Source organism: Streptomyces sp. NPDC050704, from assembly GCF_040654355.1.
Classification (GTDB): Bacteria; Actinomycetota; Actinomycetes; order Streptomycetales; family Streptomycetaceae; genus Streptomyces.
Genome location: NZ_JBFAHW010000020.1, coordinates 54,695 through 78,959, shown reverse-complemented (window position 1 = coordinate 78,959; position 24,265 = coordinate 54,695). Strand labels below are relative to the sequence as shown.

24 protein-coding genes are annotated in these 24,265 nt (G+C 72.5%); 9 read left to right on the top strand and 15 right to left on the bottom strand.

Annotation, left to right across the window (positions count from 1 at the left end; genetic code table 11):
* Positions 1-10 precede the first annotated feature (10 nt).
* The 3 genes from AB0I18_RS14265 to AB0I18_RS14255 are packed head-to-tail and all read left to right on the top strand — an operon-like array spanning position 11 to position 1,255.
* The gene (locus AB0I18_RS14265; protein WP_363105737.1) at positions 11-586 is read left to right on the top strand and encodes an ATP-binding protein; all 576 of its coding nucleotides are present in this window, start codon (positions 11-13) and stop codon (positions 584-586) included.
* Positions 576-1,067 (top strand): response regulator transcription factor, encoded by a 492-nt coding sequence (locus tag AB0I18_RS14260; RefSeq protein WP_363105736.1) that lies wholly within the window; start codon positions 576-578, stop codon positions 1,065-1,067. Before AB0I18_RS14265 ends, AB0I18_RS14260 begins: the two co-directional genes overlap by 11 nt.
* 2 nt (positions 1,068-1,069) lie before the next feature.
* Positions 1,070-1,255, top strand: a complete 186-nt coding sequence (locus AB0I18_RS14255) for a LuxR C-terminal-related transcriptional regulator (RefSeq protein WP_363105735.1) — start codon at positions 1,070-1,072, stop codon at positions 1,253-1,255.
* A 12-nt stretch (positions 1,256-1,267) separates the two neighbouring features.
* Here the strand turns inward: AB0I18_RS14255 and AB0I18_RS14250 are convergent, their stop codons facing one another.
* The 3 genes from AB0I18_RS14250 to AB0I18_RS14240 all read right to left on the bottom strand — a co-directional run bounded on the left by AB0I18_RS14250 (position 1,268) and on the right by AB0I18_RS14240 (position 3,575).
* The gene (locus AB0I18_RS14250) at positions 1,268-1,630 is read right to left on the bottom strand and encodes a DUF6479 family protein (protein ID WP_363105776.1); all 363 of its coding nucleotides are present in this window, start codon (positions 1,628-1,630) and stop codon (positions 1,268-1,270) included.
* Between the two features lie 110 nt (positions 1,631-1,740).
* Entirely contained in the window at positions 1,741-2,859 is a 1,119-nt protein-coding gene (locus AB0I18_RS14245; RefSeq protein WP_363105734.1) for a hypothetical protein, read from the bottom strand.
* A gap of 263 nt (positions 2,860-3,122) precedes the next feature.
* Complete coding sequence (locus AB0I18_RS14240; RefSeq protein WP_363105733.1) at positions 3,123-3,575, bottom strand: DUF6098 family protein; 453 nt, start codon at positions 3,573-3,575, stop codon at positions 3,123-3,125.
* Between the two features lie 213 nt (positions 3,576-3,788).
* Between AB0I18_RS14240 and AB0I18_RS14235 the strand changes: the two genes are divergently transcribed.
* Positions 3,789-4,049, top strand: coding sequence for a DUF5133 domain-containing protein (locus AB0I18_RS14235; protein ID WP_363105732.1), 261 nt, complete (start codon positions 3,789-3,791; stop codon positions 4,047-4,049).
* Between the two features lie 19 nt (positions 4,050-4,068).
* Here the strand turns inward: AB0I18_RS14235 and AB0I18_RS14230 are convergent, their stop codons facing one another.
* Both AB0I18_RS14230 and AB0I18_RS14225 read right to left on the bottom strand, forming a co-directional pair.
* On the bottom strand, positions 4,069-4,335 hold the full coding sequence (locus AB0I18_RS14230; RefSeq protein WP_363105731.1) for a CDGSH iron-sulfur domain-containing protein: 267 nt from the start codon (positions 4,333-4,335) through the stop codon (positions 4,069-4,071).
* 44 nt (positions 4,336-4,379) lie between these two features.
* A complete protein-coding gene (locus tag AB0I18_RS14225; protein ID WP_363105730.1) occupies positions 4,380-5,405 on the bottom strand; it encodes an iron-containing redox enzyme family protein in 1,026 nt (341 codons plus the stop codon).
* 149 nt (positions 5,406-5,554) lie between these two features.
* On the opposite strand from AB0I18_RS14225, the gene AB0I18_RS14220 reads away from it, so the two are divergent.
* From AB0I18_RS14220 to AB0I18_RS14205, 4 genes are all read left to right on the top strand, one after another.
* Complete coding sequence (locus AB0I18_RS14220; RefSeq protein WP_363105729.1) at positions 5,555-6,016, top strand: nuclear transport factor 2 family protein; 462 nt, start codon at positions 5,555-5,557, stop codon at positions 6,014-6,016.
* Between the two features lie 134 nt (positions 6,017-6,150).
* Complete coding sequence (locus AB0I18_RS14215) at positions 6,151-8,409, top strand: catalase (protein ID WP_363105728.1); 2,259 nt, start codon at positions 6,151-6,153, stop codon at positions 8,407-8,409.
* Positions 8,410-8,529: 120 nt separating this feature from the next.
* Positions 8,530-9,330, top strand: coding sequence for a VOC family protein (locus tag AB0I18_RS14210; protein ID WP_363105727.1), 801 nt, complete (start codon positions 8,530-8,532; stop codon positions 9,328-9,330).
* Between the two features lie 144 nt (positions 9,331-9,474).
* The gene (locus AB0I18_RS14205; RefSeq protein WP_363105726.1) at positions 9,475-10,191 is read left to right on the top strand and encodes a GAF and ANTAR domain-containing protein; all 717 of its coding nucleotides are present in this window, start codon (positions 9,475-9,477) and stop codon (positions 10,189-10,191) included.
* On the opposite strand, the gene AB0I18_RS14200 is transcribed toward AB0I18_RS14205, so the two are convergent.
* The 8 genes from AB0I18_RS14200 to AB0I18_RS14165 form a co-directional block, all read right to left on the bottom strand.
* A complete protein-coding gene (locus AB0I18_RS14200) occupies positions 10,186-11,862 on the bottom strand; it encodes a GAF domain-containing protein (protein WP_363105725.1) in 1,677 nt (558 codons plus the stop codon). The two genes, AB0I18_RS14205 and AB0I18_RS14200, sit on opposite strands and share 6 nt — an antisense overlap.
* A 76-nt stretch (positions 11,863-11,938) precedes the next feature.
* On the bottom strand, positions 11,939-12,976 hold the full coding sequence (locus tag AB0I18_RS14195) for a rod shape-determining protein (protein WP_363105724.1): 1,038 nt from the start codon (positions 12,974-12,976) through the stop codon (positions 11,939-11,941).
* Positions 12,977-13,168: 192 nt separating this feature from the next.
* Positions 13,169-16,180, bottom strand: coding sequence for an SAV_2336 N-terminal domain-related protein (locus AB0I18_RS14190; protein WP_363105723.1), 3,012 nt, complete (start codon positions 16,178-16,180; stop codon positions 13,169-13,171).
* Positions 16,181-16,267: 87 nt separating this feature from the next.
* The gene (locus AB0I18_RS14185) at positions 16,268-17,320 is read right to left on the bottom strand and encodes a MoxR family ATPase (RefSeq protein ID WP_363105722.1); all 1,053 of its coding nucleotides are present in this window, start codon (positions 17,318-17,320) and stop codon (positions 16,268-16,270) included.
* A gap of 45 nt (positions 17,321-17,365) precedes the next feature.
* Positions 17,366-18,805, bottom strand: a complete 1,440-nt coding sequence (locus AB0I18_RS14180; RefSeq protein ID WP_363105721.1) for a serine protease — start codon at positions 18,803-18,805, stop codon at positions 17,366-17,368.
* A complete protein-coding gene (locus tag AB0I18_RS14175) occupies positions 18,709-19,299 on the bottom strand; it encodes a serine protease (protein ID WP_363105720.1) in 591 nt (196 codons plus the stop codon). Before AB0I18_RS14175 ends, AB0I18_RS14180 begins: the two co-directional genes overlap by 97 nt.
* The gene (locus AB0I18_RS14170; protein ID WP_363105719.1) at positions 19,296-19,649 is read right to left on the bottom strand and encodes a CU044_2847 family protein; all 354 of its coding nucleotides are present in this window, start codon (positions 19,647-19,649) and stop codon (positions 19,296-19,298) included. The genes AB0I18_RS14175 and AB0I18_RS14170 overlap by 4 nt, the downstream gene beginning before the upstream one ends.
* Positions 19,650-19,759: 110 nt before the next feature.
* Complete coding sequence (locus AB0I18_RS14165) at positions 19,760-19,936, bottom strand: YlcI/YnfO family protein (protein ID WP_363105718.1); 177 nt, start codon at positions 19,934-19,936, stop codon at positions 19,760-19,762.
* 28 nt (positions 19,937-19,964) lie between these two features.
* On the opposite strand from AB0I18_RS14165, the gene AB0I18_RS14160 reads away from it, so the two are divergent.
* On the top strand, positions 19,965-21,182 hold the full coding sequence (locus tag AB0I18_RS14160; RefSeq protein WP_363105717.1) for a transposase: 1,218 nt from the start codon (positions 19,965-19,967) through the stop codon (positions 21,180-21,182).
* Between the two features lie 181 nt (positions 21,183-21,363).
* Here AB0I18_RS14160 and AB0I18_RS14155 read toward each other — a convergent pair whose 3' ends face one another.
* Both AB0I18_RS14155 and AB0I18_RS14150 read right to left on the bottom strand, forming a co-directional pair.
* Complete coding sequence (locus tag AB0I18_RS14155) at positions 21,364-22,749, bottom strand: carboxyl transferase domain-containing protein (protein WP_363105716.1); 1,386 nt, start codon at positions 22,747-22,749, stop codon at positions 21,364-21,366.
* Positions 22,742-24,229 carry an acyl-CoA synthetase gene (locus AB0I18_RS14150; protein ID WP_363105715.1) on the bottom strand — a complete coding sequence of 496 codons (1,488 nt, stop codon included), beginning with the start codon at positions 24,227-24,229 and terminating at the stop codon, positions 22,742-22,744. The genes AB0I18_RS14155 and AB0I18_RS14150 overlap by 8 nt, the downstream gene beginning before the upstream one ends.
* Positions 24,230-24,265: the final 36 nt, after the last annotated feature.

Genomic DNA, 24,265 nt, shown 5'->3' with positions numbered 1-24,265 from the left:
CCGCGGGTTGGTGCCACCGGTACTCGCCGAGCTGGGCCTGGTACCCGCCCTGCGCGAACTGGTCATGCGCTACGAGGCGGACGGCCTCCAAGTCCTCGTACGGGCCGACAGCGAGGCCCCGACCGACGCACAGGCGGCGGCACGCGAGGTATCCCCGGTGCCTCCGGTAGCCCCGGATGTCGCGGGCACCGTGTACGCCGTCGTCGCCGAAGCCCTGCGCAACGTCTCCCGGCACTCCGGGGCCCGGACCTGCACGGTGACCCTGGTGGGCCTCGCCCCCGGCGCGGGCCCGCGATTGACGGTGAGCGTCGAGGACGACGGCCGGGGCGTCGGCCCGGCGGCCCGCCCCGGTGTCGGCACCCAGTCCCTGCGGGAACGCGCCGAGGCCCTCGGAGGCACGGTCACCTGGCGCCCGGGCGAGGGCGGCCGCGGCACCCGGATCGACCTCGACGTGCCGCTCGTACCCCCAGCGTCCCTCGAATCCCGCGCGTCCCTCGAATTCTTCGACCCCCTCGGACAGGAGGACGAGGTGCGCGGCCGTGTCCGGTGGGACCGTCGTGTCCGGAGGGACCGCCGTGTCCGGTGAGACCGCCGGGGGCGGGGCGCTGCGGATCGTCGTCGTCGACGACCACCCCGTGTTCCGTATGGGCATGACCGCGCTGCTCGGTTCGCTGCCCGGGCTGACGGTGGTGGCCGAGGCCGAGGACCTGGAGACGGCCGTGGCCGCGGCCGCGGCGCACGGTCCCGACGTGGTCGTCATGGACCTGCGCCTGGGCGACCGGACGCGGTCGGGTGTGGAGGCCACCCGGGAGATCCTGCGCCTGCGGCCCGCGACGGCCGTCCTCGTCGTGACCATGCTGGACGACGACGATTCCGTCTTCGCCTCGATGCGGGCCGGGGCCCGGGGCTATCTCCTCAAGGGCGCGGCACCCGCCGAGATCGAGAGGGCGGTACGGGCCGTCGCGAACGGCGAGGTGATCCTCGGCCCCGCGGCCGCCTCACGAGCCGTCGCCTACCTGACGGGGCTGCGGTCCGCGGGCGCCCCGCCCGTGGTGCTGCCGAGCTGACCGTGCGGGAGCGCGAGGTCCTGGACCTGGTGGCCAGGGGTCTGGACAACCTGGCGATCTCCCGGCGCCTCGTCCTCAGCCCGAAGACGGTCCGCAACCACTTGTCCAACATCCTCACCAAGCTCCAGGCCGCCACCTGGGCGGAGGTCATCGTCAGGGCCCGCCAGGCGGGACTGGGCGAGAGCTGAACCGCGTGGCGGTCACCTCGTCCCGGGGCCGCCGCCGCCGAACGAACCGCTGGAACCCGGGCTCCAGCGCGGCCTTCTCTGGTCCTTGCTGCGTTTGCTGCGCCTGTTGCCGAAGGCGGGCAGCTGGTGCGGGGTCAGGCGCTCGCTCTCGTCGCGCGCCACCGGTACCTCGTCGGGCTCCCGCATCTCCCGGACCTCGTGGACCGGGCCGGAGTCGGGCAGCCGTGGCTGCTCGTCGGGGCTTGGCGGTCCCGGTTCCTCGCGGCGGACCCGGATACCGAGCCGTACGGCCCAGATCAGCGCGCAGACGACGAGCAGGCCCACGATCAGCGGTGCGATGCCGCCGACCATTCCGCTTGGTGCGGCCGTTTCCATTTCCACGGTCAGGTTCTCCACAGTCAGGGCAGTCATCCGCGCCGAGTACCCGGCGGGGGCGGCGATACCCATGGATGACCCATGGATGCCGATACGCCGTGCCCCTTCCGTCAGGGCGCCTGCCCCGCTGTCCGGCCGGGCGTCGCCGTCCGCGTGCTGACGAGGGTCTCGAGGTCGTCCAGGAGCCGCCGGGTGTCCGCGATCAGCCCGCCCAGCGCGGGCGTGGCCGCGTGGCGGTCGTTCGCGAGTACGGAGGTCAGACGCCGATGCGCCGCGTTCGCCGCGTCCAGGGCCCGGCGGCGCTCGTCGGCCGCGTCGTCCTCTGTGCCGAGCACGTCACCGGCCGCGCGCAGGAGCGACGACAGGATGTCCGGTACGCCGTCCGGGAGCGTGGAGGCGTCGGTCAGCGTACGCGTCGTCGCCCTGATGTGATCGGTGATGCGGTCCCAGGTGAAGTCCCACTCGGCCGCCGGAGGCGGGAGGGCGGACCGGCGCAGCCTGCGCCCCGGATTGAGGCGGTAGCTCTCGTCGGACCAGCGCCGCTCGGTCCGCAGGTCCGTCACCACGTCGGTCAGCCGCATCGCCCTGTCGTACCGGCCCCGCGCCCGCCGCTCGTCGTACGAGTCGAACGTGTCGCCGATGTCATCCATGGCGTCCATGTCAGCCATGTCGTCGGCGACCGTGTGCAGCAACTCGGCACAGTCCCGCGGCAGCCGGTTCCGCAGATGGTGCACGCGGTGGGAGTAGACCGGCGGCAGCACCAGGGCGTTGACGCCGATACCGATGACCGCCCCGAGCAGGGTCTCCAGGACCCGGTGCAGGATGTCGAACGCGGTGTACGAGCCGTAGACGAGTACGAACAGTGCGGCGGTCGGAGCGTAGAGGCCGTGCGAGCCGAAGCGGGCGTAGTTGCCGAGGAGAGCGGTGAGGGGCAGGGCCAGCGCCATCGCCGCCATGGTGTTGTGGGTCAGCACGCCCGCACCGGCGGCGAGCAGGGTGCCCGCCACGACCACCACGAGCTGCTGCACCGCGGACAGCACGGAACGGTAGACGGTGTCCTGGACCAGGAACAGCGCGGTCCAGGGCGCCAGGAGGGCCATCGGCGCGTTCCACCACCAGCCGGTCAGCGCCCAGGCCAGCAACGCGGCACCGGCCGCCTTGAGGGACTGCACCGCCGTGTCGCGTTCGGGCCCGGCGTCCGTGACGCACCCGCGGACCGAGCGCCCCACGGCCCTGGCCTCCCAGGTCAGTGAGTGCCATGAGATGACGCTTTCCTCCCCACCTTCCTCTTCCTCTTCCTCACGAGAGCATCAGCTTCCTCACGCGTGCATCAGCCGCGGGCCTGTCGCCGACGCGACACAGGAGCGAGCCGTTTGCCCGTGCCGCCAGGGGTACCCGGACGGCACGTCCGACAGGCCTGCGGGACGAAGGCGCCGGAACGTTGAGACATACAGCGTCCGGCGCCGCATCCTCGGTCACTCATGCGCCTCGGTCACTCCTCGTCACCACGCCGCATGGGCCCCCACCGGCCCTCCTGGTCGGCGACCGCCGACCGGGCTTCCCGGATGACGTCCTCGTCGATCCAGCTGACCGGTTCCATGTCGCGGACCAGGGGCTCGTTGTCGGGTCCGCGTCCCTCCACCCGGCCCCGTAGGACCCATGGGCGTACTCCAGGGCCCTTCTCCCGCGGCAGATGCGAGTAGTCGTACAGCCGGCGGGCCACCCAGAGTTCGACCGGCCGGTCCTCCCACCAGGGTTCGACGTCGAGCGGATTGGCCGACAGCCCCGCCATGGGTACGCCGGTGAGGTCGTCCGTACTCTCGGCGGCCTTCCGGTCGGCCTCGGGGCCGTGCGACCAGCGCACATAGAGGGAGTGGCCGCGCTCCACCATGGCTCCCAGTTCGCCGAGGGTGCGCACGACGGGCAGTTCGTCCGTGCTACTCATTCAGCCGTCACTCCTTGCAGCCGCCCGTACGTGTCGCCTGTACGTGTCGCCCGTACCCGTCGCCCGGACCTGTCCGGCGCGGTTCACGGGTACCCCGGATGCCTCCGGAACACCTCGTCGGCCCCATGCGGCACGCGATGCGTGGCGGCATCGGTGCCGGGGTACTCGTCCGCGCGCCACCCCATCGGAGTGCCGAGAGGAAGGACCTTCACCATGTTGATGGCCCACCCCGCAGTGCTCGACAACCTCGTCGCGGAGTACGACGCACTCCGCCTGGTGAACGCCGAAGCCGGCCGCACCGAGGAAATCCACCGCCGGCTGGAAGACGTCTCGTACACGCTGTGCGTGGCCACCGGCACCCGGGACATCGACGCGGCCCTGATCGCGGCCCGCCACCGCCTGCCCGGTGCCCGGGTGGAGGACGACTCCCTCCTGGCCGCCGCCCCCGCACGCGAGGACCGCGTCGGGCCGTGACGCTCGCACAGCCCGACCACTACGCCGTCGTGGCCGACCCGGACCGGTCCGGGTCTCGGGCGTCCGGTCGGTCGGGCTTCGGCCGCTTGCGGTGGCTCTTGCGGTGACTGGTGTCGCACCAGGGATAGGTGCGGCTGCGCCGGCAGGTGCACAGGGCGACGCAGAACCGTTCGGAGGACACGGTCGTGCCGTCCTCCAGGACGACCTCGACGGGCCCCTCCAGGAGCAGCGGGCCGTCACGCGAGGTCGTGATCCGGCGGGGGCGTTCAGCGGATGTGTTCGGCACGGATGACCACCAGCTCTTCCTCCGAGGCAGGCTGGGCGGGCCTGTCAGACGGGCGTACGCAGCGACGACTCACCGGATCGCCAGGCGCCGAGGAGCCGCTCGGCGAGGCGGTCCTCGAGGTGGCCGGTGGCGTCCACGCCGAACGCGACATCGCCTTCCAGCTGGGGCTCCTCCTCCAGGAGGCCGGCCACGACGTCCCGGCGGACGACCTGCTCATGGACGGCGTCGGCTTCGACGTGCTCGTCGTAGAAGTGCTCCGCGGCGAGGCCCGCGCCGGTACGCCGCATCGCCTGGGCCAGCCGGCGGGAGCCGGGGGACGAGGTGATCTCGACGCTCGCGAAGTGCCCCACCAGAGCGCCCCGCAGGGCCCGGTGCAGGCCGAAGAGGGACATTACGTTGACGACCGCGAGGGCCTCGGCGCCGGCCGCGTCGAGATAGTGCCCGTACGTGGTGTCCAGGCCGAGGTCAGCCATGAGGTCGGCGAACAGCCGCGCGTGCACCCGCTCGGCCCGGCCGCCGCCGAACTCGTCGAACTCCACGGCCGCCATACCCGCCTTCGCCCGGCCCCACAGCCGTGGCAGCACCCAGGCGTGCGGGTCGGCCTCCTTCAGGTGGTACAGCGAGCGCTGCGCCGCATACTCGCGCAACTGCCACAACTCGCCCTCGTCCCGCAGGAAATGAGTGACACCAGTGCCGTCCACGGGTTCGACCAGCAGCTCGTCCAACGCGTCGGCGGCGCGTGCGTGCCGGGTCGCCGAGGCACGCAGGGCTGTGAGGAACGCCCGCTCCAGCGCCGCCCTGGCCCTGAGCAGGTCGGGGTCCCACTCACGGGACGCGGCCACGTCCGCGAAACCCCGGTAGTGCAGCTCGTAGCAGAGGTAGAGGGCGAGCTGCGGGTCGTCCCCGAAAGGGGAGGCGTCGGCGATCGCCCCCTCGTCCGGCGGCGGTCCGGTACCGCGCAGGCAGTCGGTGATCGCGGCCGATATCCGACCCCTGCTGGGCGGCAGGGGCTGTTCCTTCCTCGGCACCTTCGTTTCCTGGGACGTCGGCGCCCTCGTTTCCTCGGACATGGGCGCCGAGTACCCGAGATCGAGAAGCCTTCACCTGAGCCCTGTCAGCCGACGGCGCCTCGCCGACGCCCGGCTGCTCCTTGCAGCCGACCGGTTCGACGGGTTACACCGAAAAATGAGGCACTGGGCCTGGTACTCGAAGGATTCCTATGGAGATACCGCAAGCACATGGGCGACCTTCCTACGATTCTGAGAAGGAGATCTGGCGTACTCTCTGCGCCTATTGCGAAGCCATTGACACGGGCGATCTCGACGGGGTCGCGAGACTCTGGGAACACGGGACGTGGCCTTTTGCGGCCGAGGCAGGAGCGCAGGCGGTCGGCCGCTGGCTTGATGAGCACGTGATCCTCTACGACGGGGAGACACACACCAAGCACCAGCTCACGAATGTGGTCATCGACGTCGACGACGAGGCGGGAACCGCCTCCTTCACCAGCTACGCAAGCATCTGGCAGGCGCTCCCGGACTTCCCGCTCCAACCCATCATCTATACGCGCTTCAACGGCACCTTCGAGCGGATTGGCGGGCGGATTGGCGGGCGCTGGTGGTGGCGGACGCTCGAAGTGATGCCGGACCTGGTGGGTGACACCAGCCGACACGTTCGGCCGTGAAGCGGTCAGCGGCATGTCGGAACGGACGCTCGTCGGCCGCTCTCCACGAGAGGCACTGCGGATGCGGTTGCCGCATGGTTCGCCCGGAAGGGCATGGGTACCAGGGCGGAGCCCCGACGACCCATGGAGGTGCCATGAGCGACAAGAAGCCCCTCAAGGACGCGGCCGCCGAGGCCGTCGACGCGTTGCGCGGTGACGGCCCGCCGGACGGCGTCCCCGGCAGGCCCGGAGCCGGGCCACCGCCGGTCGCCGAGCCCACCGAACCGCGCGAACCGCTGCCGCCCAAGCCCGACCAGGGCGCGCCGGAGACGGTCGGCCCCACCGGGGCCACCCCGGACAGCATGGCCCAGGGCGACGCCTACCTGACCACGGCCCAGGGCAACCGGCTGTACGACACCGACCACTCCCTGAAGGCCGGTGACCGCGGGCCCGTCCTCCTCCAGGACCACCACCTGCGGGAGAAGATCACCCACTTCGACCACGAGCGCATCCCCGAGCGGGTCGTCCACGCCCGGGGCGCGGCCGCGCACGGCGTCTTCCGGGGGTACGGGACCGCGGCCAAGGTCACCAGGGCGGCCTTCCTCGGCGACGAGGTCGAGACACCGGTGTTCGTGCGCTTCTCGACGGTCCTCGGCTCGCGCGGCTCCTCGGACACCGTGCGCGACACCCGGGGCTTCGCGACGAAGTTCTACACCGACGAGGGCACCTTCGACCTGGTCGGCAACAACATCCCGGTCTTCTTCATCCAGGACGCGGTCAAGTTCCCGGACATCATCCACGCCGGGAAACCGCACCCCGACCGCGAGATCCCGCAGGCGCAAAGTGCCCACGACACGTTCTGGGACTTCGTCACCCTGCACACCGAGGCCACCCACCACACCCTGTGGAACATGTCCGACCGGGGCATCCCGCGCTCGTACCGCATGATGGAGGGCTTCGGCGTCCACACCTTCCGGCTGGTGAACGCCGAGGGCGCCACCACCCTCGTGAAGTTCCACTGGAAGCCCAAACTCGGCGTGCACTCCCTCGTCTGGGAGGAGGCGCAGATCGTCAACGGCATGGACCCGGACTTCCACCGGCGCGACCTCGCCGACGCCATCGAGGCGGGCGCGTACCCGCAGTGGGAACTGGGCATCCAGGTCTTCCCCGACACCCCCGAGCAGACCTTCGAGGGCATCGACCTGCTCGACCCGACGAACATCGTCCCGGAAGAGCTGGCGCCCGTGCAGGCGGTCGGCCTGCTGACGCTGAACGCCAATCCGACCAACTACTTCGCCGAGACCGAGCAGGTTGCCTTCCACCCCGGCCACCTCGTCCCCGGCATCGACATCACCGACGACCCGCTGCTGGCCGGCCGGCTGTTCTCCTACCTGGACACCCAGATCAGCCGCCTCGGCGGACCGAACTTCGCCCAGCTCCCGGTCAACCGCACCCACGTCCCCGTCAACGACATGCTGCGCGACGGCATGCACCAGACGGCCGTGCACACCGGGGCCGCCCCCTACCGGCCCAACTCCCTCGACGGCGGCTGCCCCTTCCTGGCCGGCGCGGACACCCGTGCGTACGTCGAGACGCCGGTGGAGATACCGGCGTCCCAGAAGGTCCGGCAGGCGCCCGCGTCGTTCTCCGACCACTTCAGCCAGCCCCGGCTGTTCTGGCTGAGCATGACGCCGGTGGAGCGCGAGCACATCGTCGCCGCCTACACCTTCGAGCTGAGCAAGTGCTACGAGCAGGCGATCAAGGAGCGAGGGCTCCAGGTGCTCGCCAACATCGACCCCGAACTGTGCGAGCAGGTCGCCACCGGTCTCGGCCTGCCCGCACCCGAGGCCACCGTGCCCCTGGTCGCCGCCGACCCCAGCCCCGCGCTCTCCCAGCTGGGCCACGTCTGGCCGCTGGACGGCCGCGTCATCGGCATCGTCACCGACGAGCAGGGCGACCTCGACGGCGTACGCACCGTGCGCGAGGCCGTCCTGAACGCCGGAATGGTGCCCCTGGTGATCGCCCCCGCCGGCGGCAAACTGGACGCGGAGGGCGAGCCGATACAGGTGCAGCGCACCTTCGCGACGGCCCGTTCGGTGGAGTACGACGCCATCCTGCTGGCCGGTGTCCCCGGGCCCGCCAAGGACGCCTACGGTGCGCGCGACGCCAAGGCGGGGGATGCTGGGAGTGACGGCACAGCCGATCCGCGGATCCCGCTGATGCTGGCGGAGGCCTACCGGCACGGGAAGGCCATCGGCGGCTGGGCGGGGGCCGACGGTGTGCTGGCGGCCGCGGGCATCCCGGCGGACGCTCCCGGCGTCGTGACCGCGGACAGCGGCTCGGGCACGTTGGAACAGATCACCCGGCTGCTGGGCGAGCACCGTGTCTGGGAGCGGTTCGGGACCACCCTTTGACCTCGTCGGTCGGAGACAGCGGTCAGAGACGGCCGTCGATGGTGGCGGTCGGAGACGGCCGTCGGCGGTGGCGGTCGGCGGTCGGTGAGAACCAGGACGGCCAGGACGGACGGCGCGGCGATGAAGAGCGACAGACCGGCCCAGGACGAGGCCGTCTCCACCCATTCGGTGTTCGGCGCCCCGTGCTGGGTCAGCCTGACCGTGTGCGATCTGCCGGCCGCGGAGGACTTCTATCGTGCCGTGTTCGGCTGGGAGTGGCGCTCGGGCAGCATGGGCGAGCAGTTCCGGATCGCACAGGCGGACGGAGTGCCGGTGGCGGGGATCGCCGCGGTGGCCTCCGTCTACCAGATGGCCGTCGCCTGGACCCCCTACTTCGCCGTGTCCAGCGCGGACGAGGCCGTGGCCCGCAGCCAGGAGCGCGGCGGTACGACGGCGGTGGGGCCGATCGCGTTCCCGCCGGGGCGGGCGGCGCTGCTGGCCGACCGGGACGGCGCGTCCTTCGGCATCTGGGAAGGGAAACTCGTCACGGGCTGGGAGGCGTGGCGCCGCGCGGCCCCGGCCTTCGTACGGCTGCACACACGGGACGCCTTCGACGCCGCGATCTTCTACGGAGAGGTCCTGGAGTGGGCGTCCGAGCTGCCCGGCTGCTGCGAGGTCCAGTACGAGGATGACGAGGTCGTGCTGCACAGCCGGGGTGACGTGGTGGCGCGGATCCACTCGCAGCTGCCCGGGGCGGCTCCCGATCCCGCGGTCCGGCCGCACTGGCAGGTCCACTTCGCGGTGGCCGACGTGGAGGCCTGCGCACGGGCCGCGCGGCACCACGGGGGAGCCGTCGTGGAGCGTGTGCCGGGCTCCGCCGGGGCGGTCCTCCGCGATCCGGACGGCGCCCGGTTCTCGGTCGACTCCCGCGCGGAACTCTGAGCTGGGCGGGTTTGCCGAGGTGGCTGCCTGGTAGTCGCTCTTCAACAGACCACACCGCACCAGAAGGACACCGCACACCGACCACACCGCACCCCGAGGACCGACCACCGACGACAGACGACCGCCCACCGAACGGACAGGAACATGGCCGACCGCGACGACGCCGTCCGCCGGGTCTACGAGGCCGCCGACGGTGATCCGGCCGGTGTTCCGGAACGGCTGTGCGAGGCGCTGATCGACGTCCTGTCGGCCGACGCCGCCACGCTCTGCCTGTTCACGGACACCCCGGGCCGCCAGCTGCTCTGCGCGTCCAGCCCCGAGGCGCTGCGGCTGGAGGAACTGCAGTACGAGGCGAGCGACGGCCCCTGCGTCAGCGCCGCCACGAGTGGGCGGGCCGTGGTGGTGGGCGACCTGAGCAGCGAGGTGACGCCCTGGCCGGTGTTCGGGGCCCTGGTGCGCGAGCAACTGCCGCACGTCGCCGCGCTCTTCGCCTTCCCGCTGGCCTTCGAAGGCCAGGTGCTGGGTTCGGCGGACGTACTCCTGCACCAACCCCGCACGCCCACTCCCGAGGTGGTCGAACAGGGACTCTCGGCGGCTCGCGCCGCCACCATGGTGCTCCTGAGCACCTACGAGGGGCTGACCGCCGACGAAAGCCCTCCGTGGGCGCCGAGCGAGGAGTTCGACGAGTACTGGAGCAGTCTGCGGCAGGCCGTCGGCGTCCTCGCCGCGCGGCTGGGCATCGACACGGGCGAGGCGCTGGCCCGTATCCGCGCCTACGCCTTCGGCAGCGGGGAGCCGTTGCCGGACATCGCGGACAGCATCCTGCACGGTCCGCCGCACCAGCCGTCCGGCCCGTCATAGAGGTGACCGCCACGTCACCGTCGTCCCCGCTCCCGCCCCCTCGCCCACTCCCGCCCCCTCGCCCTCGACCTCCCCGTCGTCGTACACCGTCAGCCGCACCCCGGGCCGGCCGTCCGGGAGCGGCGCCGTCGCGTCGACCGTGACGGTGATACGGGCGGTGCCGGGGCGGCGGGACGCGGCGGCGAGGGCGCGGCGGAGGGCGGCGAGGAGGCGGGCGCCGACCGGGTCGGGGACGCTCGTGTCGACGGGACCGGTGAACCGGACGGACGGCTGGAAGCCGAGGACCGCCGCGGCGCCGGCCGTCTCGCGCAGCACCCTGCCGCGGAAGGTGGTCGGCGCGTCGGCGGGCGGCTGCTGCAGCGCGAAGATCGCCGTACGGACTTCCTGGATGGTCGCCTGGAGTTCGTCCACGGCCCGGCCGAGCAGCGCGTCGACCGCCTCGTCCCGCCGCCCCTCGTTCCGTCCCTCGTCCCGTCCCGCGTCGCCCGCGCCGCGGCGCTGCGTGGACTCCAGCATCATGCCGGTCGCGAACAGCCGCTGGACGACCAGGTCGTGCAGGTCACGGGCGATCCGGTCACGGTCCTCGAAGACCGCGAGCCGCTCCCGGCCCTGCTGGGCGTCCGCGAGGACGAGCGCCAGGGCGGCCTGCGAGGCGAACTGCGCGGCCAGCAGCCGCTCGACGGAGGTGTACGGAGGATCGCCGGGCCGACGCGGGAGGGCGAGGGTGCCGATGAGCCGGCCGCCGGCCTGCAGGGGCAGCAGCATGCTCGGCCCGAACCGGTGCCGTACGCGGGTCGTCATACGCGCGTCGGTCGCCGAGTCCTCCACGAACACCGGTTGCCCGCCGAGGAGTTGCTCCAGCACAGCGCTGCCCGGCTCGATGGTCGTGCCGACGAGGTCGCCCGGGTCGTCGAGTGTCGACGCCGTGACGATCTCCATGCCGCCCTCGTCCGTGGGCTGGAGGATCACCGCCGCCGAGGCGTCGGCCAGCACGCGGGCGCGCTCGGCGACCGTCATCAGTGCGTCGGCCGCCTCACCGGTGAGCAGCGCCGTGGTCACCGCCGCCGCGCCCTCGATCCAGCGCTCCCGCCGACGGGCCGTCTCGTACAGGCGGGCGTTGCCGATCGCGATGCCCGCCTGGGCGGCCAGGACGCGCACCAGCTGCTCGTCCTCGTCCGTGAAGGGGCCGCCGCCGAGCTTCTCGGTGAGGTAGAGGTTCCCGAACACCTCGTCCCGCACGCACACCGGGACGCCGAGGAAGCTGTGCATCTCGGGGTGCTCGGGCGGGACGCCGCACGAGCGCGGGTCGGCGGTCAGGTCGGTGAGCCTGAGCGGCGCGGCTTCGCGGACGAGCGCGCCGAGCAGGCCCCGCCGCCCGTCCGGCGGATGCGTGATCCTGGCCCGCTCGGCCTCCGGCAGCCCGGCCGTGCGGAACTCCGCGAGGCCGCCACGGCCGGCGTCGAGCACCCCCAGCGCCGCGTACCGGGCGCCGGTCAGCTCGGCGGCACCGTCCACGAGGCGCTGGAGCGTGGCGGGCAGGTCGAGGTCGCTGCCGACGCGGAGTACGGCTTCGAGGAGGCGGGGGAGGGGGCGGCGGGCGCGGGAGTGGTCCCCGCCAGGGGGATGGGCGGGGTCGGTGGCGGAGTCGAGGTCGGGGTCCGGGTCGGTCATACGAGGCACCGGAGGATCTGCTTCTTCTCCTGGGGATCTACAGGGACCTACAGGGATCTATGGGGGCCTACGGGGCTCAGGTGGCCAGCGGGTCGAGGGCCAGCGGCTCGACCTTGCCCTCCAGCATGGCGCCCAGGCCGAGGACCGCGCACACCTCGGGCCGCTCGGCGATGTGCACCGGCATGCCGGTCGCGTGCCGCAGCATCTGGTCGAGCCCCGGCAGCAGCGCGCTGCCGCCGACCATCATGATCCCGCGGTCGGCGAGGTCGGCCACCAGGTCCGGCGGGCAGACGCGCAGCACCTTGCCGATGCCGTCGAGCACGGCAGTGAGCGGGGTCTGGATGGCATCGCGCACGGCGGCCGTGTCGACCTGCACGGAACGGGCCAGGCCGGTGGCCACGTCCCGGCCGTGGATCTCGGTGGAGGCGGGGCCGTGGGCGGTGAGCCCGTTCCCGGAGAGGGCGAGCTGCAGCGGCCGTACGTTCTGCGACGGGAGCATCAACTCGTGCTGGTGGCGCAGGTGCTGGACGATCGCGTGGTCGATGGCCTCGCCGCCGACGGGGATGCGTTCGGCGGTGACGATCGAGCCCAGCGACAGCACGGCGACCTGGGTCGCGGCCGCCCCGCACACCATGACCATGGTGGCCTCGGGGCGCTCCACGGGCAGCCCGCACCCGACGGCCGCGGCGATGAGCGTGTCTACGAGTTCCACGCGCCGCGCGCCGAGCCCGACGAGCGTCTCGATCGCGGCGCGCTGCGCGAGCGGGTCGGCGTCGTGCGGGGTGCAGGCGGCGGCCCGCAGCAGGGGCTTGCGGCGCAGGGTGCGGCGGATCTTGTCGCCGAGCAGCTGGCGCAGCATGCGCTGGGCCATCTCGATGTCGACGACCGTGCCGCCGGAGACGGGCCGCATGACGCGGATGTAGTCGGGCGTACGGCCCGTCATCTTCTCGGCGAACTCGCCGACCGCGATCAGCGCGCCGGTCTTGGTGTTCACCGCGGCGACGCTCGGCTGGTCGACGACGAGCCCGGCCCCCTTCACGTACACGCGTGTCCTCGCCGCACCCAGATCGACGGCGAAGTGGCAGCGGCGCAGCTGCTCCAGACTGGCGGTCATGGCAGGTCCTCCCGAGAGCACAGACCGTGGGCCGCCGGACGGCGGTCCTCCTTCGCATCGTGCGGGAACTGACGGGCCGTCGCCTTTTGTGGTGGGCCGGGCGGGGTGCGGCTGGACGGGTGGTCTTGGGCGGGTGCGCCCGGGCAGGTGAGGCTGCCGGGTGCCCGGTGGACGCCACTGCCGACACAGGTCCTAGACGTTGGGCAGGGCCTGGATCAGTGGGGCCCACGAGGTCATGGTCAGTTCGCAGCCCGCGCGGACCAGGTGCTGCTTGTGCGGCTCGGAGCGGGTGTATCCGAGGAAGCGCAGACCGAGGGCGTTCGCGGCGGTCAGCTCGGCGACCGACGAGCCGATCAGGACGGCGTCCGACGGCGAGGTGCCGAGGTGGTCGAGGGCTCGCAGCAGGCAGTCGGGATCGGGCATCAGCCGGTTGAGGTCCTCGGTGCGGCCGTGCACTCCGCCGGTCACCAGTCCGGTCAGCCGTCCGTGCGCCTGCAGATACTTCCAGACGGCACTCGGCGCGTTGTCCGCGACGACGGCGATACGCCGGCCGAGGGCGTTGAGCGTGGTGATCAGGGAGTCGGAGAACGGGGTGGGCGTCGCGGTCGCCACGGCCCGTTCCTCGATCCGGTTGAGCCGCCGGCGCAGATCGGCTCCGAGGGGATGGTCCGCGAGCGCGCGCAGCAGGTCGAGCGGGTTCGTGCGCCCCTCCAGAGGCGGCAGGGGCCCGCCCCGGGAGGACAGCGGCTCGCCCCTCAGCGCCGCGTCCGGGTGGCGCAACTCGGCGAGGAGCGCGGCGAGTTCACGGGTGGCCTGCTCCTCCTTCTCCCGTGTGTAGAGCCGGACCAGGGGCCCGTCGAAACCGAGGAGCACGCACTCGGCGTCGGTGACGGCCGCTGCCAGGGAATCCGGGGGCGAGACCGGCCTCGCCACGCGCGGAGGGGCCGACGGCTCGCCCTCGGGCGTCAGCACCACCGAGTACGCCACCGAGAGCCCCGGCACCGGCCATCTGCGCAGCCCGCGGCGGACCGCGCGGTGTGCCGCGCCCGTCCGGCGCAGCGGGTGGCGCCGGGTGATCCGCCGCGCCTCCCGGACCAGGTGGTCGAGCAGCCGGCCGGACACGTCGCGCGGCTCGCCGTGCACGAAGGCCACCGGGTCGTCGACGTGCCAGGACAGCATGACGGAGGCGGCGAAGGCTCCGCCGCCGGAACTGGGCAGCGACAGTTCGTGGGCGGCCTGGTGCGAGGTGAGGTCCACCTCGTAGTACGTGATGAGGGGCCACGAAGTGCGTCTGCCGCGGAGCTGCTCGGGGGTGAGGAGGGTCAACGTGCCGTCGGGCGGCCGGGTGTACACGATCGCGGTGCGGCCGGGCTCGGGGAGCGTGACGGACCAGAGGTCGCGGGTGGTGAACGGACCGCGTACGAGCTCGCGTTGCCCCGTTTCGGCGACGGCTGCGGCTGCGGCTGCGGCATCAGGGTCGGTCTCGGGACCGGTGTCGGGTTCCGGGGCGCCGCGTGGCTCACGGTGGAGCTCCGGCATGGTGGGGTCGGGCACGAGCCCGGTGTCGGCCGGCTCCGGCGGTACCCCGCCCAGCCGCCGCACGCTCTCCTCCCGTACCGCCGCGAACGGCTCGCCCCCGGCCGTGACACCTCCGCGCCCCGGAACCGCCACCCGGAACTCCCCGGCCGTCACTCCGGCCCGCGCGTCGATCAACGCACCCACCCGGGCCACGAGTTCGGAGGTCCGGTCGTGCGCCGTGCGCGGCAGCGTGCGCAGTAGCAGCTCGCGTACGCCCGGACGGAAGGCGTACGAACCGGCCCGGCCCGGGACCGTGGTCAGCGCGCCGCTCAGGATCACCTCCGCCAGGTGCTGCGGCTGCGGATTCGGTTCGATCGCCGCCTGGACCAGCCGCATGACGGGCAACTCGGGCGGCCCGACGGCGAGATGACCGGCGAGACGGAAGGCCTCCGGGGAGGCGAGGGAACGGAACCGCAGGAGCAGCTCCTCCGGGGACTGCTGCGCGACGTCGCTCCGGCCCTGGTCGTCGACCGGCGCGGGCGGTGGGACGGCATCCAACAGGCTCACCGCGCCCGGGAGTCGGCCCCCGTCGGCCACCAGCGCCGACCAGTTCGCCAGCCAGGGCGCCGAGGGCTCGAGGACGGGGAGCGGGAGGACGCCCGGCGGGAGGTCGTCCGTCGCGTACGAGTCGACCGTGTACGCGGAGTTGGCCGCCGCGGGCGACGGAGCGGCGATCCGCGCGGTCGTGGCGGGCAACGCGGTGGTGCGCCAAAGACGTTCGGGCAGTGGCTGGACCACGGCGACCGGCATCCTGGCCGCCCAGCGCCGCAGCGTGCCGTACCAGCGGATGCCCGCCGGGCCGTCCCGCCACTGCGGGCCCATGCAGTCGCTGATGAGCAGGGTGACCGTGCGCCCGTCGGCGTACGACTCCTGCGAGCCCGGGCGCCGTACCGTGCCGTCGGGCTCAAGACGGTGCAGCTCCACCGTGCGGAAGATGCCCGACTGGGCGAGCGCGGTGTGCAGTTCGCGGACCAGCGGCCGCCAGACGGGCATGGTCGGCCCGGCGTCGTACACGAGATGCAGGGTCAGCCAGCGTTCGGTCACCGGCCGCAGCACGGGCAGCCACCACTGCGGCGCGGCGCCGAGCCGGGCGATCCGGTGCGCGGTCTCCTCCTCGTCCAGCTCCTCCCCGAAGGGCGCGGGCACCCGGCGCTTGAGGGGGCGCAGGGCGCGCTGGAGCGCGAGGGGGTGCGTCAGCATCGGGGGCGCGGGGGCGAGGAGCGACGTGTACGAGCCGTCCGGTCGGTCCGTCCGGTCCGGTCGGTCAGGTCCGTCCGGTCCGTCCGTCGTCTCGGCGCCGGGCAGTCGCAGCGGGACCCGCCCGGAGGGGCGTTCGGGCTCGGACCCGGACTTGGACTCGGGCCTGGGTTCGGACCCGGTGGGCGGGGTGGTCTCCTGGCGACGGGTGGCGGGGGTCGACGACGGGTCCGTACGGGGGCGTGCGGGCGGCGGTGGCGGTGCGGAGGCCCCGGGGGAGTGGGCGCCGGGTTCGGGCGGGTCCGGTGCCTCCATGTGCCCGGCGAGCCAAAGGAGTTCGGCCAGCTCGACGGAGGTGGGTGGTTCCCTGCCGCCCGCCTCCGCGAGGAGTCCGGCGAGACGCGCGACATCGCTGACGGAGTCGCTCATTCCTTCACCCCCCGTGCTCCCGCTGCCACTGTCGCCAGGACCCCTACCGTCCTGACGGACGGCTCTGACCGTCCTGACCTGACCAACTCAGAATGCATCCGGTTCGTCGTGTGTGCGACTGAGATACGGCATCAGCTGCTCCGCCAGATCGTCGCGCGACGACGCGTCGATCCCCGCCGCCCCCGTGAGGTAGATGGCGTTCAGCAGCTGGTCCGTCGCCAGCTCGCCGTCCGTACCCCGGGCCAGGAAGCGGTCGATCAAGTCGCGTGCGTACGCGTCGGGTTCGCCGAGGTGGGCGCGGACGATGCGCTCCAGATGGGCGTCGCGCGGCTGGTGGAGTTCGAGGCGGACGCAGCGGCGCAGGAAGGCGGGCGGGAACTCGCGTTCGCCGTTGCTGGTGAGGACCACGAAGGGGAAGGCACGGCAGCGGACGCGCCCGCGCGAGACCCGGACCCGGTCGTCCGTGCCGTCGATCATGACCTCGGCGGAGGGGGTCTGCCGGGCGGCGCGGACCAGCTCCGGGATCTCGTACTGGCCCTCCTCCAGGATGTTGAGGAGGTCGTTCGGCAGGTCCAGGTCGCTCTTGTCGATCTCGTCGATCAGCAGGGCGCGGGGGCGGCCGTACGGGAGGAGCGCCGTGCCGAGCGGCCCGAGGCGCAGATGGTCCTGGAGCTCACCGCTCGCGGGGAGTTGGCCGTCCGCGGCAGGTCGGCCGTCCGCGGGGAGGTCGCGCGCGGCGGCGCGTCCCGCCGCGTACAGGCGGGAGAGCGGGTCGTACTGGTAGAGGCCGTCGTGGAGCGTGGTGCGGCTGGTGATGTTCCAGCGGAGGACCGGTCCGAGCCTCAACTCCCGTGCCACCGCGTACGCCAGGCTCGACTTGCCGCTGCCGGGCGGGCCCGTCACGAGCAGCGGGCGGCGCAAGTACAGGGCGGCGTTGACGAGTTGGACCGCCCGGTCCGTGGCGCGATAGGCGCGAGCGCGGTGCCGCCGGTCAGGGGACGCGGCCGAGGTGTCGCCGTCCTCGGCGGGGGTCGCCAGCTCGGGCCCGCCGTCGAAGTCGCGCCAGGGCGGTGGCGCGGGCAGTTCGGCGATACCGTCGTGGGGATCGCTCGTACCCGTGTAGACGGGCCACAGGGACATGGTTTCTCCGTTTTCACATTCACACACGTTCTCGACCAACAGGGTTCAACCAACAGGACTGTGCAGATAGCCGACGGGATCGGGCAGGCAGTCGGGGTCCTCCCACAGCAGTGCCAGGTCGTACGCCCAGTGCGGCTCCGGGGCTTCGGAGGCGTACGCCGACTCGCGCAACTCGTGGATGTGGTGCGGGAGTTCCCGTGGCGGCAGCTCCGCGAGGTGTTCGGCCAGGTGGTCCAGGAACGCGGAGCCCTGACAGTCGTCCCGCTGTCCCCACCGGTGCTCGGTGCGGCAGCCGGTGCGCGGCCACAGCATCACCGGCACGGCCGCGTTCAGGCTCGCCCGGAACAGCCGCCGGACCCCGTCCGCGCGTGGCGGCGTACCGAAACCCACCACGTCGGCGGCGTGCCGCAGCTCGATGGTCAGCTTCACCTGGTCCTGTCCGACGGCCCAGCAGTCGATGCGGCGCAGCCGTGCCGTGGGCCGGGCGTCCAGGTGCCGCCACTTCTGCCGGAGCTTGTGCTGGAGACCCCCGCTGCGCCGCCGCTCCAGGTCCATCACGACCAGCGGGGCGAAGGAGCCGAGCGGGCTGTCGTCGTCGGCGCTGCGCTGCCAGAGCGCCACGGGCGCGTTGAGCCATCGACGCGGCAGTACGAAGGCGATCAACTCCCGGGCTCCTGGCTCCAGTTCGTGGTACGCCTCGTCGATGCGCTCCAGCGCGTAGGGGCGGATCCGGTCGCCGGGGACACGGCGCGAACCCACCACCCGGCGGTGCCGGCCGTTGTACGCGGACACCTCGACCAGGAAGTGGTCCTGGCCCGAGCCGCTGGGTGCGACCTCGACGAGGATCGGCGACCACGGGCGCACGGCGGAGGCCGCGGGCCGGGCTGCGGGCGCGGGAGCGGGAGCCGGGGTGCGGCGGGCCTGCGGCAGGGGCCAGGCCCGCAGCGCGCCCCGGATCCGGGCGTCGTCCACGAAGTCGGCGAGCCGTGCCGCGAACCGGGTGACGGCACCGGCGTCCCGCACCTCGGACAGCAGATACCAGGCCGCGTCCCACAGCGAGCGGAACCCGTGCGGCGGCAGCGGCGGCCCGAGCGGCCCGACGGCGTCGAGGTACAGCCGCTCGGGGCCGCACTCCAGAGTTCCGGTTCCGGGGCCGGCTGTCCGCGGACCGCCCGGCCGCCGGTCGTGGGTGATCTGCGTGCCTGTGGGGGCCGTCCGCGCCGACGACGACGCCGATAGTCCACCACCCGTTCGAGTGAAGCCACGTGTGGGGGAGGAGCTGTCACCGCCCCGGGCCTCTGACGTGGCCGGGCTGCCGTGCCCCTCAACCGCCTCGACCAGTCGTCGCAGCCGCTCCTTCTCCGCCTGCCCGTAGTCCGGTGTCGGGATCAGTTCGCCGAGCCGCGGCCAGTACCGGGCCATGACCTGCGCGGGCAGCATCCGGCCGTTGCGGATCTCGGGGCTGCGGGCGGCCGCGGAGACCATGCCACGACGCGGCCGCTGTCCGCGAGGGTGACCGCGGCGCCGCTGAACCCGGGCACCAGCGGCTGGCCGTGCGCGGCCCACGACTCCAGCTGGACCCACTCGCCGGCGATCAACTGGTCGGCGGTGGCCCGGTATTCGGCGAGCGTCCCCTCGTCGTACCGCTTCGGGAAGCCGTAGGCCAGGAGCCTGCGCGGGGGATCGCCGTACGCGTCTGAGGGCGCGGCGAACTCCGCCGGCTTCATCGGTACCGGGTGGTCCAGTTCGAGTACGGCCAGGTCGCCGGGGTCGGTCTCGCGGCCGTCCCAGCCGCCGTGTGCGATCACCCGGGCCGGGATCGGCTCGTCGGCGCCGTGCGCGAAGGACACGGCGACCGCGTCCGTGCGGCTGCGCTCGACGACATGGGCGCAGGTCAGCACATGCCGCTCGGTGACCAGGAAGCCCGCGCCGGTGTCGCGTCCGCAGCTGATTCTCGCGTGCCAGGAAGCGCTGGTCATGAGCTCGGGGCGGTCTCCGGGGCGCCGCGGTCGGACTGCCCGGGTGACCAGGAGAGTTTGACCAGGAGATGGCCCTCGACCGAGCTCTTGGCGATCAACGCGCCCGCCTCCGCGGTGAGTTTGACCCCGAACTCGATCTCCACGGAGTCGGGTCCCAGCGAACCGTCCCGGAAGACGCGGAGCGCGGACTCCGCGGCCGCCCGCACCCCGTCCAGGGAGCCCTCGAAGGTACGGGTCGCCTGGACCGATCCGTCGTCCCGCGCGACCAGACGGGAGCCGGACTCGTCCTCGACGCCCTCGACGACGATCCGGGCACCGTCCTCCGTCTTGAATTCCACTAAACCTTCCATAACGTTCGATAACCCCCGTCATCAGTGGCCCGTGAGCACCCTCATTGTCACGGACGGTACTTGGCCCTGTCGCGGTTTCCATCTTGTCTCCGGGCAGGGTGCCCGGCCCTTCAGGGCCGGGGTGAATGCCCGCTCCCGCGAAGCGGGGCGGAGCGGCGTTCACCGTCCGCGACGGCGCGGCGTACGAGCGAGACGAGCCATGAGTTCAGGGAGCGGTCGTCGGCCTCGGCGGCGGCCTTGGCCAGCTCGTGCAGATCGTCGGGGATTCTCAGGTTCACATGCTTCATGGGACCATTATTGTACTAGAATGGTCCCATGTCACGCTTCCGTATGTACCCGACGCCGCAGCAGGAGCAGCAGATGCTCCTGCACTGCGCGCACGCCCGGTACGTGTGGAACCTCGCGGTCGAGCAGCATGCATACTGGTACAAGGGCCGTAGGCCCGCGCCGGGCTTCGCCGAGCAGTGCAAGCAGCTCACCGAAGCCCGCCGGGACAACGAGTGGCTGGCCGGCGGGAACGCGGACGTGCAGCAGCAGGCGCTTAAGGACTTCGCCAAGGCCAAGCAGGCCAAGTTCACCTCCGGGTTCGGTGAGCCGACCTGGCGCAGGAAGTACCGGCACGAGGGCTTCCGCGTCATCGGCACTGACCGGGTTCCAGAGTTCAACGGGGACGGCAGTGCCAAACTCAACGCGAAGACCGGCAGGCAGGTCATGGGCCGGTCCGTGGTGGTGCAGAAGCTCAACCGCAGGTGGGCACAGGTCAAAGTGCCCGGCTGCGGCTGGGTCCGCTTCCGACTCACGCGTACCGGACTACCCGAGGCGAAGACGTTCCGGGTCACCTTCCGCAACGGACAGTGCCATGTGGCCTTCGCGGTCATCCCCGCGCCGACGCCCGCGCCGGGGACGGGTGAGGTCATCGGTATCGACCGGGGCGTGAAGATCACTGCCGCACTCTCCGACGGCCGCACGCTGAACTGCCCTCAGCTCACCGTCAAGGAACACGCACAGATCCGCAAGCATCAGCGCAGGGCGGCACGGGCCCCGAAGAACAGCCCGCAGAAGACCGCCGCCTACGCGCGGGTTGCCAGGCTCAAGGCCCGTGAGGCCGACCGGCGTAAGGACTGGTGCGAGAAGACCAGCACCATGCTCGCCCGGACCTGTGACCGGATCCGGTTCGAGAAGCTGAACATCAAGAACATGACTCGCTCAGCCAAGGGCACCGTCGAGGAGCCGGGACGGCGCGTCGCCCAGAAACGGGGCCTGAACCGAGTGATCCTCGCCCAGGGCTGGGGCCTGCTGAGGCAGCGCACCGAACACAAAGCCCCCGGCCGGGTCGAGGACGTACCCGCCCCCTACACCTCCCTGCGGTGCAGCGCCTGCGGCTGGATCGAGAAGAACTCGCGCAAGAACCAAGCCGAGTTCTCCTGCGTATCCTGCGGGTTCACCTGCAACGCGGATACCAACGCAGCAACCAACGTCGCGGCAGGACAGGTCGCAAGACCCGCCCCCAACGGGAGCGTGCCGAAGGGTTGACTCCGCCCACACAGCGGACGAGCAACCGTGAACCTCAACTCACCTGGGTTGGAATCCCCCTCTTTTAAAAGGAGGGGGAGGATGTCAAAGAGCGTTCACCGTCCCTCTGAGGGAAAACCTCCCGGACTGCTTTCCGCCGGGTCCCGCCGGCATACGGCAGGTCTTCAGCGCATGTGTCCACTCATGTGTCCACGATGCCCTTCACGACGCCCAGCTCCACCAAGTCCTGTGGGCGGATGCGGAGTTGGTCCGCCGTGGCGCGCACCTCGCCCGCCGGTCGCTTGAGGATGGCGGCGGCGAGCTCGGGAGCGATGACGGAGAAGTAACTGTCCGGCGTGGCCCAGGTGTTGTCGGGCGCGGCCAGTGCGAGCGCGCCGCCCGAGCCGCCCTCGCCGATCAGCAGGGTGGTGATCGGCGTACGGGCGGAGGCCACGGCACCGAACAGCTCCGCGATCGCCGCGCCCGCGCCCTGCCGCTCCGCCTCCGCGTCATTGGCGGCACCCGGAGTGTCCACCAACGTCAGTACGGGAATGCGGAGTTGGCCGGCGAGCCGGATCAGCCGGGCGGCGGTGCGGTAGCCGGCGGGGCGGGTGGCGGTGCCGGTCTGGGCGGCGTAGGCGACCGTGCGGCCGTCGTGTTCGCCGAATCCGCAGAGCATTCCGGCGTCGGTGCCGCCGCCGCGGTCGCCGCTGAGGGGTGCGCGGTGGGTGAAGTAGGCGTCCAAGTAAGCCTGGGCGCAGGGGCGTTGAGGGGAGCGGGCCTGCTGGACGGCGTGCCAGCCGGTGGCCGGAAGGCTGGTGTCGCCAAGGGCGGCCGGGGGCGGGGCCTCCGCTGTGGAGGGCCGGGTCAGCAGGCGCAGCCAGAGCCCGAGCAGGCCGGGCAGCTCCTCCGGAGGAACCACCGCGTCGATCGCGCCTGCCGCCAGCTGGGCCTCGGCCGTGTATGCCGCCGGGTCCGCGTCGGGCGGGCGGACGCGTGAACCCGCGAAGCCCACCTGGGCGCCCGGGAGCGCCAGGATCACGTCGGCGCCCGCGCCCAGGGTGGCCCAGCCGCCGCCCGTCGTCGGGTCCCGCAGGACCGAGATCTGCGGCAGACCCGCCTGCCGGTTGAGCGCCGACTGCCGTGCGACACGCTGGAGTTGGACCAGCGCGAGCATGCCCTCCTGCATTCGGCTGCCGCCCGTCGCGACCAGGGAGACGACCGGGAGGCGGTGCTCGCGCGCATACGTGTAGGCCGCCTCCAGCCGGTCGCCCGTGCGCTCACCCAGCGACCCGCCGAGGAAGCCGAACTCGAACGAGATCAGCACGGCCGGGGTCCCGCCGACGGTCGCCGTGCCGCAGACGACCGACTCCTCCTCGCCGGTGCGGGCGGCGGCGCGGGCACGCGAGGCGTCGTACCCGTGCCAGGACAGGGGCCCGTCCGGCCCGTACTCGCCCACTGGGGCCGGGAGTTCGGTGAAGTCCCGGGCGAGGGCGATCAGGTCGACGGCCTCGCGGGCCGTGAACCGCTGTGCGTCGGCCGTGGCCCGTCGACCGTCGGCCATGGCCCGTCGGTCGTCGTCAGTCATGGGCCAGCGCGCGCTTCATGATCTTGCCCATGTCGTTGCGGGGCAGGGCGTCGAGGTAGTGGACGACACGGGGCCGCTTGTGGGGCGCGAGGCTGCGGGCCACCTGGTCCGCCAACTCCTCGGCGGACGGCGGCGATTGCGGGTCGGCGGACACGATCCACGCCACGATCCGCTCACCGAGATCGGCGTCCGGCTCACCGGTGACCGCGGCCTCCCGTACGCCCGGATGTTCCAGGAGCGCGTTCTCGATCTCGCCCGCGCCGATCTTGTAGCCGCCGCTCTTGATGAGGTCGGTGGCCTTGCGGCCGACGATGCGTACGTAGCCGTCGGGGTCGCGCACCGCCATGTCGCCGGTGCGGAACCAGCCGTCCTCGGTGAACGCCGCCGCGGTCGCGTCGGGACGGTTCAGGTACTCGGTGAAGAGGTTCGGCCCGCGGACCTGGATCTCGCCCACCGTCTCGCCGTCGTACGCCTCCACGGCCGTCGTCCCGTCCTCCTCCGTCAACCGCACCTCGACGCCCGGCAGCGGGACGCCGACCGTGCCCGCGCGCGGCTCCCCGTCGGCGCGGACGCTGGTGTTCATGAGGGTCTCCGTCATCCCGTACCGCTCGATGACGCGTCGCCCGGTCGCCGCCGCGATCCGCTCGTGGTCGTGCACGGGCAGCGCCGCCGACCCCGACACGAGCAGCCGCGCCCGCGCCAGGGCCTTGGCCAGCGCGGGGTCGTCGGGCAGTGTCTCGGCGATGCGGTGGTACATCGTCGGCACCCCGAACAGCATCGTGGCGCCCTCGCTCAACTCCCTTGTCACGCCCGCCGTTTCGAACCTGCCGAGATGCCGTACGGAGCCGCCGCGGCGCAGCGGGCCGAGGATGCCCAGAATCAGGCCGTGCACGTGGAAGAGGGGGAGGGCGTGCACGAGGACGTCGTCGCCGGTCCACTGCCAGGCGTCCGCGAGGGCGTCCAGGGTGGCGGCGACGGCCCGGCGGGGGATGACGGCGCCCTTCGGGGGACCGGTGGTGCCGGAGGTGTAGACGACGAGGGCGGGGGCCTCGGGGGCGGGGTCGGTGGGGGCGGCCGGCGACGCGTCCGTGGCGCGTACGCCGGCATCGATGCCGATGTCGACGCGCTCCAACGTGCCGAGTCCGGCCGGGAGTCGGGTGTCCTGCGCCGCGAGTACGAGCGTCGGCGCGCTGTCCGCCACGATGTGCCCCAGCTCGCTCTCACCCGACTTCGGGTTGAGCGGTACGGCGGGCACGCCGGCCAGCAGCGCGGCGACCACGGCGACGGCGGTCTCCAGGGTGGGGGTGGCCCAGACGGCGACCCGGCCCGCTCCCGCGACGCGCGCCGAGAGTGGGGCCGCCGCGGCCGCGAGTTCGCCGTAGGTCAGGGAGCGGTCGCCGAAGCGCAGGGCGGGCCGCTGCGCGCCCGCGCCGTCCGGGTCCGCCAGGGCCTTGGTCAGGGCCGGGAAGAGAGGGGACACGCGTCGTACTCCTTAGTCGTTCGGTCTGCTCGTCGG